Annotated in this window: 13 protein-coding genes; 3 read left to right on the top strand and 10 right to left on the bottom strand. The window is 57.8% G+C overall.

Going from position 1 to position 13,379, the window contains the following annotated elements:
- Window positions 1-152: 152 nt before the first annotated feature.
- Window positions 153-500 (top strand): STAS domain-containing protein, encoded by a 348-nt coding sequence (locus CYB_RS00840; protein WP_011431848.1) that lies wholly within the window; start codon window positions 153-155, stop codon window positions 498-500.
- Window positions 501-579: 79 nt separating this feature from the next.
- On the opposite strand, the gene CYB_RS00845 is transcribed toward CYB_RS00840, so the two are convergent.
- The gene (locus CYB_RS00845) at window positions 580-1,404 is read right to left on the bottom strand and encodes a tetratricopeptide repeat protein (protein ID WP_011431849.1); all 825 of its coding nucleotides are present in this window, start codon (window positions 1,402-1,404) and stop codon (window positions 580-582) included.
- A 134-nt stretch (window positions 1,405-1,538) separates the two neighbouring features.
- On the opposite strand from CYB_RS00845, the gene CYB_RS14005 reads away from it, so the two are divergent.
- The gene (locus tag CYB_RS14005) at window positions 1,539-2,609 is read left to right on the top strand and encodes an adenylate/guanylate cyclase domain-containing protein (RefSeq protein WP_049749547.1); all 1,071 of its coding nucleotides are present in this window, start codon (window positions 1,539-1,541) and stop codon (window positions 2,607-2,609) included.
- Window positions 2,610-2,618: 9 nt separating this feature from the next.
- Here the strand turns inward: CYB_RS14005 and CYB_RS00855 are convergent, their stop codons facing one another.
- From CYB_RS00855 to rpsO, 5 genes are all read right to left on the bottom strand, one after another.
- Entirely contained in the window at window positions 2,619-4,400 is a 1,782-nt protein-coding gene (locus tag CYB_RS00855) for an NADPH-dependent assimilatory sulfite reductase hemoprotein subunit (RefSeq protein ID WP_011431851.1), read from the bottom strand.
- Window positions 4,401-4,553: 153 nt separating this feature from the next.
- Window positions 4,554-6,581: an ABC transporter ATP-binding protein/permease gene (locus CYB_RS00860; RefSeq protein WP_011431852.1), complete on the bottom strand. Its 2,028-nt coding sequence runs from the start codon at window positions 6,579-6,581 to the stop codon at window positions 4,554-4,556.
- Window positions 6,582-6,664: 83 nt separating this feature from the next.
- A complete protein-coding gene (gene larC / locus CYB_RS00865) occupies window positions 6,665-7,858 on the bottom strand; it encodes a nickel pincer cofactor biosynthesis protein LarC (protein WP_011431853.1) in 1,194 nt (397 codons plus the stop codon).
- 96 nt (window positions 7,859-7,954) lie between these two features.
- The gene (locus CYB_RS00870) at window positions 7,955-8,392 is read right to left on the bottom strand and encodes a PAM68 family protein (RefSeq protein WP_011431854.1); all 438 of its coding nucleotides are present in this window, start codon (window positions 8,390-8,392) and stop codon (window positions 7,955-7,957) included.
- 36 nt (window positions 8,393-8,428) lie between these two features.
- The gene (gene rpsO / locus CYB_RS00875; RefSeq protein ID WP_011431855.1) at window positions 8,429-8,704 is read right to left on the bottom strand and encodes a 30S ribosomal protein S15; all 276 of its coding nucleotides are present in this window, start codon (window positions 8,702-8,704) and stop codon (window positions 8,429-8,431) included.
- A gap of 92 nt (window positions 8,705-8,796) precedes the next feature.
- Between rpsO and CYB_RS00880 the strand changes: the two genes are divergently transcribed.
- The gene (locus CYB_RS00880) at window positions 8,797-9,480 is read left to right on the top strand and encodes a HEAT repeat domain-containing protein (RefSeq protein ID WP_011431856.1); all 684 of its coding nucleotides are present in this window, start codon (window positions 8,797-8,799) and stop codon (window positions 9,478-9,480) included.
- 4 nt (window positions 9,481-9,484) lie between these two features.
- Here CYB_RS00880 and apcD read toward each other — a convergent pair whose 3' ends face one another.
- The 4 genes from apcD to CYB_RS00900 all read right to left on the bottom strand — a co-directional run bounded on the left by apcD (window position 9,485) and on the right by CYB_RS00900 (window position 13,296).
- Window positions 9,485-9,970, bottom strand: a complete 486-nt coding sequence (apcD, locus tag CYB_RS00885) for an allophycocyanin subunit alpha-B (protein ID WP_011431857.1) — start codon at window positions 9,968-9,970, stop codon at window positions 9,485-9,487.
- Between the two features lie 191 nt (window positions 9,971-10,161).
- On the bottom strand, window positions 10,162-11,496 hold the full coding sequence (locus tag CYB_RS00890) for a type IV pilus twitching motility protein PilT (RefSeq protein WP_369791765.1): 1,335 nt from the start codon (window positions 11,494-11,496) through the stop codon (window positions 10,162-10,164).
- Between the two features lie 266 nt (window positions 11,497-11,762).
- A complete protein-coding gene (gene folE / locus CYB_RS00895; RefSeq protein ID WP_011431859.1) occupies window positions 11,763-12,452 on the bottom strand; it encodes a GTP cyclohydrolase I FolE in 690 nt (229 codons plus the stop codon).
- A 112-nt stretch (window positions 12,453-12,564) separates the two neighbouring features.
- Window positions 12,565-13,296: an SDR family oxidoreductase gene (locus tag CYB_RS00900; RefSeq protein ID WP_011431860.1), complete on the bottom strand. Its 732-nt coding sequence runs from the start codon at window positions 13,294-13,296 to the stop codon at window positions 12,565-12,567.
- Window positions 13,297-13,379 lie beyond the last annotated feature (83 nt).

Consider the following 13,379-nt stretch of genomic DNA (forward strand, 5'->3'; position numbering starts at 1 on the left):
CCAGTTCTAACCTGTAAGGGAAAAGTGTCCAAGAATGCTTGCAAGAGAAGCCCAGGGAGGACAAACTCATACTCATGGTGATTTAGCAATTCAAAATCAGTCTGGTTGCATCGTGCCTGTGCCCATCCCCCCTCAAACCTGCCGGGCTCTTCATGGATGTCTTCATCCGGCTCAGCCACAAGGGATCCCCTGTTACAGTTGTGAAATTGCACAGTGAAAGGCTCAACGCCGCGATTGCCCGCGAGGTACGGAAAGAGCTAAGCCAAATTCTCACCGAGAAACCGGGACATTTCTTGTTGGATCTTAGTCAGGTTAGCCTGATCGACAGCATGGGGTTGTCGGTTCTGGTTTGGGCGCATCGCCATTGCCGCACTTTAGGCTATCAACTCAAGTTCTGCAGCCTGCAGGAGCAGGTCAAGCTGCTCTTCTCCATCACCGGCTTGGATGCCATTTACGAAATCTACCCCTCTGTAGAAAAGGCGCTTGAGTCTTTTCCGTAGCTCTCCCTATCGGGTCAACTGAGAACCGTCAGGGATCAGCTTCTCAACACCTGGATTAGCCTAACGGTTGAAAACCCGCTCAGGGAGTGGGGTTATCGTTTTGCCTCTCGACCGTCTGGGGCCGGTTCACCTGAGCATAAATCTCTGCTTGCTGCTGGATTTGCTCCCGAACTTGGGGCGGGGCCAGCCGGGCTGCTTGCTCAAACAGCTCAGGCGCTTTTGCCCGTAGGTTTTCATCGGTGGCGGAGCTGAGGGCTATGGCTTTGCCCAACACGGGGGTGAAATCACTGGGATCCGCCGCAATCAACTTGTCGTAGAGGACTACAGCTTTCTCAGTCTGGTTGTTGCGGGCGTAGACAAAGGCCAAGCGCAAACGCACATCATTATCTTCCGGCGCTTCTTCAAGATGCTTCTCCAGCAGGGCAATGGCCTCAGAGGTGCGGCCCAGGGTTAGCTGCACATCCACCAACTGCTGCAGCACCTGGCGATCTTTGGGATCCCCCTCGTAAAGGATCTGGAGCTGTTCTAATGCCCCTTCAAAATCCCCCGTATCCTGCTGGATTTCGGCCAAAAAGGCTCTCAGTTGCCGATTTTCGGGCTCCAGTTCCACCAGCTTCTTCAGCGGCTCAATGGCCCCTTGCGGCTCGTTCAATTGCAGTTGGGTGTCGATCAACCCCCGCAGGGCAATGGGGTTATCCGGCTCCCGCTCCAGCACGACGCGATAGCCGTCTGCCTGGGCCCGCAGTTGCTCGGTTACCAGGCTGGCCTCTGGAGATTCGGAAGGCCCGAGGGCCTGGAATAGCGGGCCAAAGGAGAAGCCCAAGAAAGTTACCGTGCCCACCACCAGCAGCAAAATGTTGAGGAGCTTGCGGGCTGGGGATTCTTGGGGTTTGGACTGAGGCATAAAGGGCTCGCGCAGAAGACTCCTCTGTACTCTATCATCGGCGCCGGGGCAGGCTGCGGGGTGAGGTTACCCAATACCCAAAACTTTTGAAAACAGCATCCAAGGGGAGGGCAATGCCGTACTGAATTTAGGTAGTGCTGAATCTTTTTGCCACCCCTCACTCCCTCTTAACCATGCGGATCACCTGTTACCCCGACAACCTCACCTTGGAAGCCAATCCCCTGCTCACGGTTCTGGAAAATCTGCTCAAGGCGGGGGTGCGCCATGTCCATGCCTGTGGGGGCAATGCCGCCTGTTCCACCTGTCGCATTCTGATTTTGGAAGGCAGCCAAAACTGCCGCAGCATGACCCCTGCCGAGAAGAGGTTGGCCCAACGGCTGGATCTTCCCGTGCATATTCGCCTGGCCTGTCAAACCCGCATCACCGGAGATGTCACCCTGCAGCGGCTGGTGATCGATAAAGCAGATGTGGAAGTAGCTCAACATCAATTGCAGGCCCATTCGGTCGGCAGCCAAGTCACCGCCGCCATTCTCAGCGCTTCCCTGCGGGGGACGGCCAACTTCGACGAGGAGAACTTTCCCTACGATGTTGTCTACACCTTGGGTCGCTACTTCGCCCAAATGGGGGCCTTGGTGCAGCAATATGGGGGAGTACTGGCCAACCAGAGCGGGCTGAGAAGTCTGGCTTTGTTTGGTCTCAAACAACCCGAGCTGGCCGTACAGCAGGCACTGCAGGCGGGATTGGCGCTTGGACAGTCGGTGGCGGAGTTGAACAGGTGTTTGCGGCAACTCTCCTACCCGCAGGTTAAGCTCACCCTCGGGATCCACTACGGCCCAGTCCTTTTGCTGCCCCTCGATCCCCAAGATCCGCAGCGGTTGTCCGCCTTCGGGAAGTCGGTTCAGTTTGCCACCTGGCTGGAGTCGGTTGAGGATGTTTCGCAAGGGGGGGAACAGTCTGAGGAACAGAGCTCCCGGTTGCTCATCTCGGCAGCCGTGTATCGAGCCGTGGAAGGGCAACTCCTGCAGGTGGAGCCTCTTTCGGTGAAACCTTTTCCCAACGCCAAACCCATCCGAGTCTATAGGGTGCATCCCAACCCCGTCAGCTTGCCGACTGGCGAGGAGCAAGCTCCAGAAGCAACCAAGCCTGAACCGCTTGGATGGCTGGAAGCGCTCCGGGAATGGCTACAGGCTTGGTCTCGTTTTTGAGGGATCCCTTCAGGCAAAAACGCCATCCCTTTGCTGAACTTGGGCCTGCAAATAGGGGATCCCCATCCGGTGGCAGTAGTCGCCGAAGCTCTCGCCAGGACGGCGCTCCTGCTTGTAGACCTGCAGGAGAACTCTCATCAGCGGCACGATCTGGCTGATGTGTACCCGATCCTGAAACACTTGCGCCAGGCGATCCCCCTGCGGGCTGGCTCCCAGCCAAATCTGGTAGTAGCCATTGGGGGCGGATCCCACCAATCCCAGTTCCGCCAAGTAGGGTCGGGCACAGCCGTTGGGGCAGCCGGTCATGCGCACCAAAAAGGGCGAATCCTGCAGATCCAGCTCCTGCAACAGCCGATCCAACTGGCGAACCAGCCCCGGCAAAGCCCGCTCCGACTCGGTAATCGCCAACCCACAGGTGGGCAGGGCAGGGCAGGCCATCGACAGCCGCACCAGTTGGGGGATCTCTTCCTTGGAAAGCACCCCGTGGGATTTGAGGATCTGGTTGATGGCATCCCGCTGCTGCTCCGCAATGTCGATGAAAAGTAAATCCTGAGTGGGGGTCAGCCGCACGTGCAGAGAAAAGGCTTCCACAATCCGGCGCAGCGCCGTTTTGAGCTGCCGCTCTGGGGTGTCCTGGATGCGGCCATTTTCAATGGAGATGCCCAAAAACCAACGGCCATCCCCCTGCTCGTGCCAGCCTAGGTAGTCGTCGCTGTTGGGGACAAACTTGGGCATGCGCCGGAAGGGCAACAACTTCTCCCCCAGGTACTGCTCGACCACACGGCGAAACTTGCGGATCCCCCAGTCTCTCACCAAGTATTTCAACCGCGCCTGCTTGCGGTCGTGCCGGTTGCCGTAGTCCCGCTGTACCGCCAAAACCGCTTGGCAAACCCGATACACCGATTCCGGCGGGGCAAAGCAGAGCTTTTGGGCCAAAAGGGGCTGGGTTTCTTCCTTGCCGTGGGTACGCCCCATGCCCCCACCCACCACAATGTTGAAGCCCTTCAAGTTGCCCTTGCGATCCGTGAGCACAATCAAGCCCAAGTCCTGGGAGTACACATCTACCGTGTTTTCCCCGGCTACGGCGATGGCGGTTTTAAACTTGCGGGGCAAATAGACGGGGCCATACAGGGGTTCTGGGCCCTCTAACCTCACCCCGTTGCCGACAAACTTCTCGGCTTCCACCACTTCCTCATCCACCGGTGGGATGGGAACCGGCTCCCCATCCACCCAGATCTCGTAGTAGGCAGAGGTCTTCGGAGCCAACAGATCCGCCAGCTTGCGGGCATACTCTTGGGCATAGCGATAGGCAGGGCGATTTTTGTAGGGGGCAACCGGTGCCATCACGTTGCGGTTGACATCGCCGCAGGCGGCCAGGGTGGATCCCATCTGTTTGAGAATGCTGGCTATGGTGGCCTTGAGGTTTTTCTTGAGGATCCCATGCAACTGAAAGGTTTGCCGCGTTGTGGCTCGCAGGGTGCCATTGCCGTACTCATCGGCCAGCCGATCCAGGGTCAAGTAAAGCTGGGGGGGCACGTGTCCCCCTGGGATGCGGGTGCGCAACATGATGGAATAGGCCCGCTCCAATCCTTCCTGCTTCCGTTGCTGCCGCCGATCCCGGTCATCCTGCTGGTAGGCGCCATGGAACTTGAGCACCTGCACCGCCGCCTCGCTGAAATGGGTGGTGTCTTGGGCCAGCTCCTGCTGAAGGGGATCCCGTAGAAAGTGGCTGTCTGCCTTGATCTGCTCCACCTTGGAACGCTTGGCCTCGGATGGGATCATGGGGGGCATTGATAATCTCCAGTAAACCGGTCGGAATACTTGTGAATAACAGGCTATCACCTCCTTTGAAGAGCGTCCAGTTGGAAAAGTCAGCCTCTTATCCGGGTTTTGTCCCAAACCCGCAAAGCTTGTCATTTGAGTCAGCTGGAGATGTCGGCGCTGCTAGCTGGCCAGGGCTAGGCGGGCACCGTACTCCTGCACCGACCACAGTTGCCAGGCACAATTCCCCTGCAGCTCCAAGACCAAGTCGTGGTAGGCCAGGAGGGTGGGGCGATGCCCAACGCTGATGTAGGTGGTGTTCAGGTGTTGCAGTTGCAGGTAGAGCAGTTTTTCGTTGGCCACATCCAGGGCGCTGGTGGCCTCGTCCAAAATGGCGTAGCGGGGCTGGGTGATCAAAATGCGGGCAAAGGCAAGACGCTGCTGTTCCCCTAGGGAGAGAGTGCTGGCCCAGTCTTTCTCCACATCAAAGCCGCCCACCCGCTCCGGCAAGTCTCCCAGGTTCACCTGGGCCAAGACTCGGATGAGATCTTCATCGGTGAGGTCTCGGCGGCGTTTGGGATAGAGCAGTTGATCCCGCAGGGATCCCAGCAGCATGTAGGGCTTCTGGGGCAAAAAGAGCATCTCCTGAGTATCTGGGCGGGCGATGGATCCCTGGCCGTTGGTCCATAGGCCGGCAATGGCCCGTAACAGGGAACTTTTGCCGCTGCCGCTAACACCGACAATCAAAAGCCGTTGGTCGGCTTCCAAGGCGAAGGAGAGATCCCGAACCAGGGTTCGTTCTGAATTGGGGGTGAGCAAAGTGACGTGGTGCAGCGCCAATTGCTGGGCAATGCGAGTTTGAATGTTGCTTTCCCGAGCGCTGGTGTGGCGCAGCGCCGGATCTTCCAGAGACTCGTGAAAGGAGCCTAAGCGGTTGATCCCGGCGGCAAAACTGGAAATGCTTTGAATCTGGTTGGCCACAATGGAGAGGGCGCTCAACACCTGGCTGAAGGCAATGGTGGCTTGGGTAATGGTGCCGAAATCTCGCACGCCGCTGAAGTAAAGGGGGGCGACGATGACATAGGGCACAATGCGGGTGAAATAGTTGTAGGCGTATTGGAAAATATCGATGATGGCCTGCCAGATGATCAGCAAATTAAAATTGCGCAAGGCCGCACCAAAGCGATGCAAAATTTGCCTGAGTTCTTGATCCTCTCCCTGGTAAAAGGCGATGGACTCGGCGTTGTCGCGCACATGCACCAAGCTGTAGCGGAAATCGGCTTCATAGCGCAGTTGATCGAAGTTAATTTTGATCAGCTTGCGACCAGCCAAAATGGCAATGGCGGTACCAATGGTGGCATAGACCACCAGACCCAACGCCAACGGACGAGAAATGCCATAGAGAATGCCGGTGAAGGCGTAGAGGGTGAGAATCGAGTCGAGAATGTCCAACAGGAAGGAGAGGGTGGTGCCGGTAAAGGAGCGGACATCCTCTGATATACGCTGGTCGGGGTTGTCGATTTCGGTGTTGGCGGCGTTGGAATCCAGCTCGTAGTAAGCCCGCTGATTGAAGTAGCGATCCAGAAAATGATCGGTCAGCCATTCTCGCCAAAACAGCCCTAGCTTGAGGCGAGTGTAGCGGTAGATCACCAAAATCGGAATGGCTGAGATAATCAGCACTCCATAAATAATCAAAAATTGCCAGAAAGTGGGCTCTTCTTTTTGCTGCAGAGCTGTGTCGATAAACCGAAAGATAAAGCTGATCATCACGTTCAGCCGGTTTACCGTCAGCGACAGAAACAGCAAAAAGGTGAGCAGCGCCCACTGCAACCAGCGCTGGCGAAGCTGCCGCCACACTGCCCCAAAACAAAGGCTGCTCAGAGCCAAGCTGACCGAGGCCACCCACAGCACTGGCGAGGACAAGTTTCTCTTCGTTTGCGCCACCAATCCGGCTGCCACATTGGTGAAAAACTCCGGGAACAGGGCTTGACCGACCAAAGTCACCCCAATCTCCACAAAGAACATCAGGGCAACCACAAACACCATGGCCGCTGCCAGCAAGCCCAAAAAGATCCAGCCCCCATAGCGTACTCTGGGGTAAAAGTAGGGCTGGGCCACCGTGATAAACCGATCCCACAGTTTGCGGTCAAAGTTAAATTGAGAGGCTTGGGATTCCATTTTTGCGGTCGGCGGAGAGAGCAAGATCGACATCTCTCAGGCTAGCAGGCCACGGCTGCCAATCTGTGTTCAATAGGAGCAAATTCCATTGGGGGTGGAACAGGTTCGGTGTCTCTTCAACCTTGCAACCGGTTTTGCCAAGCCGATTGGGCCGCCAGCCACACCGTCTGAACCGGCACGTGAAACTCCTGGGCGCGGGCCACACAATCGCGAAACTCCGGCTGAGCGTTGACGATGCGGCCATGGTGGCGAGCTACCTTGATGTCCACCAAGCCGTAAGGGGTTTCCACCCGCTCGACGACCCGCTCCAGCAGGGTACGCTGCTGTTGGAAGTGGCGAATGCCCAGGGTGGTGGTCTCCCGGAAGATGAGATCTTGACACTCCGGCACCCGATCCGGCGGACAGATGACGGTAAGCAGGATCCCCGGCCGCCCCTGTTTCATGGTGATCGGCTGGGTAAACACGTCCCAGGCCCCCAGGGCCAACAACTGCTCGCAGGTGTAGGCAATCACTTGGGGGTTGAGATCGTCGATTTGGGTTTGCAACACCGATACCGTTTCCGTTAGCTCTCCCCCATTGGCTTCCCCAATCCAGAGACGAAACACGTTGGGAATGGGCAGCTCTTGGGCACCGGCCCCACGCCCCACTTTTTCCACCCGCATCGGCGGACAGGGGCCAAACTCTTCCGCCAACGCCACGGCCAAGGCTGCTCCTGTGGGGGTTACCAGCTCCGCTTCCACCCCGTTGCTGAACACCGGCACGCGGCCCATTTCCCACAGCTCGATCACCGCCGGCACCGGCACGGCCAATTTGCCATGCTCTGTGCTCACCCAGCCGCCCCCAACAGGATGGGGGGATGACAACACCCGCTCCACCTGCAGCCAATCCAGGCCAATGCAAGTGCCGACAATATCCACCAAAGCATCCACTGCCCCCACTTCGTGAAAGTGCACTTCTTCCACAGGCATCTGATGGACTTTTGCTTCCGCCTGCGCCAACTTTTCAAACACCGCCAAGCTGCGGGCCTTAATGGCTGGGGAAAGCTGGGATCCCGCGATCAAAGCCTGAATCTCTGCCCAATGCCGAGCAAGGGATCCACCACTCTGGGATCCCAGCACCTCCACCACAGCTTGCAGAGCAGGCTGCCCACACCGCTGCACCCGGCTCACCTGCAAGCCATATTCCCCCTCGATGCCCAACGCCTGGAGCTGACGGTTGAGGTACTCCAAAGGCACCCCGCAATCCAGCAGGGCTCCTAGACACATATCGCCGGCAATGCCCGCCGCACAGTCGAAGTAGGCTATTTTCATGCTGGAGAACTGGGGGTAGCCGCTGCCGCCAGAATGGACTTGGATCCCTCTTGATTGTAGGCAGCAACCGGCCTGGAAAAGGCGACGGGAGAGCAGTTAGGCTTCCCTAGAGTCAGAAGATTCAGAAGATCGAGCAGCAGATTCCCTCCACTGTTGGATGATGTTGCCCAAATTGCGCCGGAATTCTCCAATTCCCAGCAGGGATCCCGGCTCGGGATCCCAGGAAGCCGAGAACACACCGTAGCTGATGCCCAAAAAACCAAGGCCAAACAAAGTTAGCGACTCCGCCAAGGTGAAGTAAGGGGGCAGAGCGACCACATGGTTGGTCAAGAGATAGTAATTCACAAAAAAGCTGCTCAGACCTAGCCCCGAAGGGATCCCAGAAAACACCAGGATCCGCCGCACCATCCGCCGGCTGACCTCAGGGGGAATCACGGCAACAGGCTCCTTCTTGGCCGGCTTCTGCTCCACCTCAACAGAGGCGGAGGGGGAGCGACGGCGAAAGGTTTTGGACTGGCGGCTGGATTTGCCCACGAAGACAGATCTCCGATAGCGTTTTGGATGGGCTGCCTACTTTTTCACCCGGATGTTCAGCCGTTCGGCCAGCTCCCGGAAGCGGTCAGGAGAATGCTTGGCGATGTAGTTGAGCAAACGCTTGCGACGACCGATCATCATCAGCAGGCCGCGGCGGGAGTTGAAATCCTTCGGGTTTCTCTGAAGGTGCTGAGAGAGCTGGTTGATGCGACTGGTGAGCAGAGCCACCTGAACCTCGGCAGAACCGGTGTCGGTGTCGTGCAGTCGATAGCTCTCAATGATCTGCTGCTTCTCTTGTTGCAATAAGGCCATAAGATCAAGGGACTGGATGCACTGCTTCAAGATAATAACATCGGCTTTTCCTCCCTCGCTATGGCCGAGGAGGGTTATGGAGAAAATGGGATATGACAACAACCTCTGGGGATCCTCCGGCACTGCCCGCTTTGCTGGAGCTGTTGAACTCACAAGACTTGGGAAATCGGCTGCGCGCCGTCAACAAGGCCAGAGAGCTGCCAGGGTCAGAAGCCTTGACGCTGTTGCAGCGAGCAATCACCGACGAGAATGCCCGCGTCCGTTATGCTGCCATCAGCCAGATGGGCACCCTGTCTGGCGTCGATCCGAACCTACTGTTGCCCATTTTGCAGCGCTCTTTGCGAGAGGATCCGGAGTTCGATGTGCGGGCTGCTGCCGCCGCTGCCCTGGGGGATCTCAAGCAGCCACAGGCCCTGGCCGATCTCCTGGAAGCTTATCGGCGAGAAACGGAGTGGCTGGTACGGTTTAGCATCATCGCTGCCCTGGGAGAGCTGGGGAACCCTGCCGCCTTCGACACTCTGGTGGAAGCTTTGCAGGACAAGAGCGAGCTGATCACCACAGCCGCTGCCGCTGCCTTGGGCGATCTGGGGGATCCGCGGGCCATCCCCTACCTGGATCCCCTCATTGATTCCGACGACTGGCAACTGCGCTACCGCGTCTGCATTGCCCTGGCCAAGTTGGGAACAGAAGCCGCTCGCGCCGGACTGACCCGGCTGGCCCAGGATTCCCAAGAACAGGTGGCCGTACATGCCCGGGCTGCCTTGGGATCCCTGTAGATCCCTAGCTCATGGCATTGATGATGTAGTCAAAGTAAGGGGCGGCTTCAGCGGCTGCCGCCGGCTCCAACAAGCTGAGGGCAGCTTCCTTCAAAAAGACAATCGCATCGATCATGCCGGCGATGGGTACGTTGAGGGCATTGTACATTTCCCGCACCCCTATCAGGCCGATAGACTCAATCGGCTCTTTGCTGCCGGCAATAATGCCATAGGTCACCAGACGCAGATACCAGTCGTAATCTCGCAAACATTGGTTGTAGCGCTTGTCACCGTAGGCATTGCCACCGGGTTGCACGTACTCGGGCCGCTTGGCGAATAGCTGCTTCTGGGCCTGGTCAATGATGCGCTTTTTGTTTTCTGCTAACACCTGAGCGATTTGCAAGCGCCTCTCGCCGGTGGTCATGTAATTCCTGATGGCTTCCAGTTCGCTAACTGAGAGGTAACGCAGCTGGTCATCCGCGGTCTCGATGATCTGGTTGATCACGCTCACGGTAGGGATTCTCCTGTTTTCTAACTTGCTTTCAATTCGGTTCATCAATTCGCAACCCATCCCCCCAGCCCAAGGTCGGCCCAAGAGATGAGCAGGTAGCTCGGCAAGCCAGCGCCGCCGGCTGCTCCCAGTTTAGGATAGGGCAAACCTTCCCTCAAGCACTTTGGCGTGACTCCATCTCGAGACTGGCCCTAGATCCGGCCTCGCAGCCATTGGGCCATCTCATTGCGGCGTGGGGCAGCCTCCAGACACACCTCTTCGGTAATCCGCCCCTCTTGGTAAAGCCTAAACAGGGATTGATTCATGGTACACATGCCCTCATAGGAGCCGTCGGCGATCAGCTCCTCAATTTCGTCCACCGCCCCCCGCTTGATGTAGTCCCGAATGGCATCGGTGTTGCGCATGATCTCGTGGGCCGCAGCTCGCTTGCCATCGGTGGTGCGCACCAGGGTTTGAGCGATGATCGCCACCAGGGTTTCTGCCAGCTGCAGACGCATCGGCTCCTGTTCTTCCGGCTTGTAAATCCCCAGCAGACGCTCGATGGTGCGGACGGCGCTGTTGGTGTGCAGGGTTCCAAAGACCAAGTGGCCCGTCTGGCCGGCCTTCAGGGCAATATCCACTGTCTCTCGATCCCGCATCTCCCCAATCAGGATGATGTCCGGATCTTCCCGCAGAGAGGCTTTCAGGGCATTGGCAAATTCCAGGGTGTGGATCCCGACCTCCCGCTGCCGCACCATCGATTTCTTGCTCTGGTGGACGAACTCGATGGGATCCTCAATGGAAATGATGTGTTTGGGAAAGTTGGAATTGATGTAGTCCACCATCGCTGCCAAGGTTGTGGACTTACCGGATCCGGTGGGGCCGGTCACCAAAACCAAGCCTTTGTGCTCTTCGGCAATGCGCTTCAAGACTTCCGGCGCCCGCAACTGCTCCAGCGTCAAAATTTTCAACGGGATCAGACGCATCACCATAGCCGGGCCAAGAAGGGAAACAAAGCAGTTGACCCGACACCGCACCAAACCCTCGTACTGGATGGCAGTATCCAGTTCCAAACATTCCTCAAACTGGCGAATTTGGCTCTCCGGCAGGCTTTCCCGCAGCCAGCCATAGAACATCTCGGTGGTGGTGACCGGGTAGTTGGTCAAAAGCATTTGCCCCCGATCCCGAAAGCGGGGCACTTCTCCTACCCCCAAATGAATATCTGAGTAGCCTTTGTCATAGGCTTCCTGCACCAGTTGGCGCAGGGTCAGGCCCGCAGGAGCAGCTGGAGCCACTGGGATCCGACCGGCAGCCGTTGGGCGAGCTGGTGGCGCAAAAGGCGGGGCAGCAGGAGTGGGGACAGGTGGCGACACTGGAGGCCGAGCAGCAGCAGCCGGAGCCGGAGTGGGCGGGGGCATTCGAGGGGGAGCGACAGGATCGGGCACAGGCACAGGCACCTGAGGGGGAGCGACAGCCACACCAGGAGGAAGGGGCCGACCCAGAATGGGGTTGGGGGGGCTTTTGGCGTTGACAGGCCGGGATCCCATCCCTTGGGAAGCTGAACCCAGCACCGGATCCAGTTGCGTTGGGGGCTCCACCGGGGGCGTTTGAGCAGCCGGACGAGGCGGACGCTGCATGACCGGCGGAGCCGGGGGCTGCCAATTGGAGTCCAAATCGGTGGGAAACTGGTTTTCGGGGCTGACCTCGCTCATGACAAGCCTCGCTTCTGGCAGGGTTTGCGTCGATCTTAGGCTAGCATTCCCCGCCTGAGCAGAGGCTTAACCCACTCACCGACAAAGCTCCGGGAAGCTCCCTAAAAATTGGACGGATGGCGAATGAGACTCAGAAACTCTTCGCGGGTACGGGGATCCTCCTGAAACACCCCCACCATCGAGCTGGTGACCGTCCAGGAGCCGGCCTTTTGTACCCCCCGCATCACCATGCACATGTGGGTAGCCTCGATAACCACCCCCACCCCGTAGGGATCCAGCACCTCCATCAAGGCCTCAGCAATTTGCCGTGTCAGGCGTTCCTGAACCTGCAGGCGGCGGGAGTACATCTCGACGATACGGGCAATTTTGCTTAGGCCCACCACCTTTTGCTTGGGGATGTAGGCCACATGGGCTTTGCCGATAAAGGGCAGCAGATGGTGCTCGCACAGGCTAAACAGAGACACATCCCGCAACAGCACCATCTCGTCATGGCCCTCATCAAAGATGGCACTGTTCAGTAGCTCCTCCAAAGACTGCCGATACCCACTGGTCAAAAACTTCAAAGCCGCAACCACTCGTTCCGGGGTTTTTCGCAGCCCCTCCCGTTGGGGATCCTCCCCGATCCCCCGCAGCAGCGTCTCCACCGCCGCCACCATAGCCGGATCTGAGACATCCGAGCTACCCAATTCTTCTTCCGCAAAAGTGGCTCGATCTCGAATCACCCGAGACTTGAAATGGGCTTTGTCATCCATTCGAGATTGCGAGCCAGATCCGGGTTTCGCAAGGGTCATAGCAGGATATTCCTTGTTGAACGAAAGGCTAAGAGAACTCAGTGCAACTCAGCTCAAGGGGCATCCAGTCAAAAGCTGCGATAGCCAAGACCATCCTCAGTCAGGGGCAAGCCTAAAAGGCTCCCACCGCAGGCATGAAGGTGAGATCTTCCACCACCGCGCCTGTGGGCAACCGAACAATATAGGTAATCAAATCGGCTACCCATTCCGGCGAGAGCATTTTGGAACGGTCGAAGTTGACCCCTACCGTGCCCGTATCCCAGAGGGACGTGTCCACGGCACCAGGGCACAGGCTGGTGACCCGAATGCCATGCTGTCGTTCCTCTTCGGCCAAAGCTTGAGAAAAGCCCATTAGGCCGAACTTGCTGGCACAGTAAGCTCCCCAGTTGGGAAAAGCTCGCTTGCCCGCAATCGAGATGACGTTGACAATCGTGCCGCAGCGCTGCCGGCGCATTCCGGGAAGTACGGCTTGGGCACACAGAAAAGCTGCCGTCAAGTTCAAGTCGATCACTCGCTGCCAATCCGACAAAGGTAAGGTGGCCAAAGGGCCAACGTGGGCCATGCCCGCATTATTGACCAAGACATCGCAGACGCCAAATCGATCCAGGAGAGCCTGCAACTGCTGGGGCAGAGCTGCTAAGTCGGCCAAGTCCATGGGAAAAACCGCTGCCTTGCCGCCCTGGGCTTGGATTTGGGCTTGCACCGCCAGCAGATCAGGTTGGGAACGGGCCACCAGAGCTACTGCTATCCCTTGTCGGGCTAGGGCTAGGGCTACAGCTCTGCCGATCCCTCGACTGGCCCCTGTAATCAGAGCACGTTCGGGAAACTTTGTCTCAAAACTCATTTACAACAAGCCTCTGGAGTGCGCCACACAAGCAAGCGCCGCCCAGGCCTGAGAAACTTCGTTAACTAAGTTTAACACTGATT

The organism is Synechococcus sp. JA-2-3B'a(2-13) (genome assembly GCF_000013225.1).
Classification (GTDB): Bacteria; Cyanobacteriota; Cyanobacteriia; order Thermostichales; family Thermostichaceae; genus Thermostichus.

What these genes read in the sequence shown, in the direction of transcription:
- CYB_RS00840 (WP_011431848.1), top strand. Translation starts at nt 153, where the DNA reads ATGGATGTCTTCATCCGGCTCAGCCACAAGGGATCCCCTGTTACAGTT.
- CYB_RS00845 (WP_011431849.1), bottom strand. Translation starts at nt 1,404, where the DNA reads ATGCCTCAGTCCAAACCCCAAGAATCCCCAGCCCGCAAGCTCCTCAAC.
- CYB_RS00855 (WP_011431851.1), bottom strand. Translation starts at nt 4,400, where the DNA reads ATGCCCCCCATGATCCCATCCGAGGCCAAGCGTTCCAAGGTGGAGCAG.
- CYB_RS00860 (WP_011431852.1), bottom strand. Translation starts at nt 6,581, where the DNA reads ATGTCGATCTTGCTCTCTCCGCCGACCGCAAAAATGGAATCCCAAGCC.
- larC (WP_011431853.1), bottom strand. Translation starts at nt 7,858, where the DNA reads ATGAAAATAGCCTACTTCGACTGTGCGGCGGGCATTGCCGGCGATATG.
- rpsO (WP_011431855.1), bottom strand. Translation starts at nt 8,704, where the DNA reads ATGGCCTTATTGCAACAAGAGAAGCAGCAGATCATTGAGAGCTATCGA.
- CYB_RS00880 (WP_011431856.1), top strand. Translation starts at nt 8,797, where the DNA reads ATGACAACAACCTCTGGGGATCCTCCGGCACTGCCCGCTTTGCTGGAG.
- CYB_RS00890 (WP_369791765.1), bottom strand. Translation starts at nt 11,496, where the DNA reads ATGGGATCCCGGCCTGTCAACGCCAAAAGCCCCCCCAACCCCATTCTG.
- folE (WP_011431859.1), bottom strand. Translation starts at nt 12,452, where the DNA reads ATGACCCTTGCGAAACCCGGATCTGGCTCGCAATCTCGAATGGATGAC.
- CYB_RS00900 (WP_011431860.1), bottom strand. Translation starts at nt 13,296, where the DNA reads ATGAGTTTTGAGACAAAGTTTCCCGAACGTGCTCTGATTACAGGGGCC.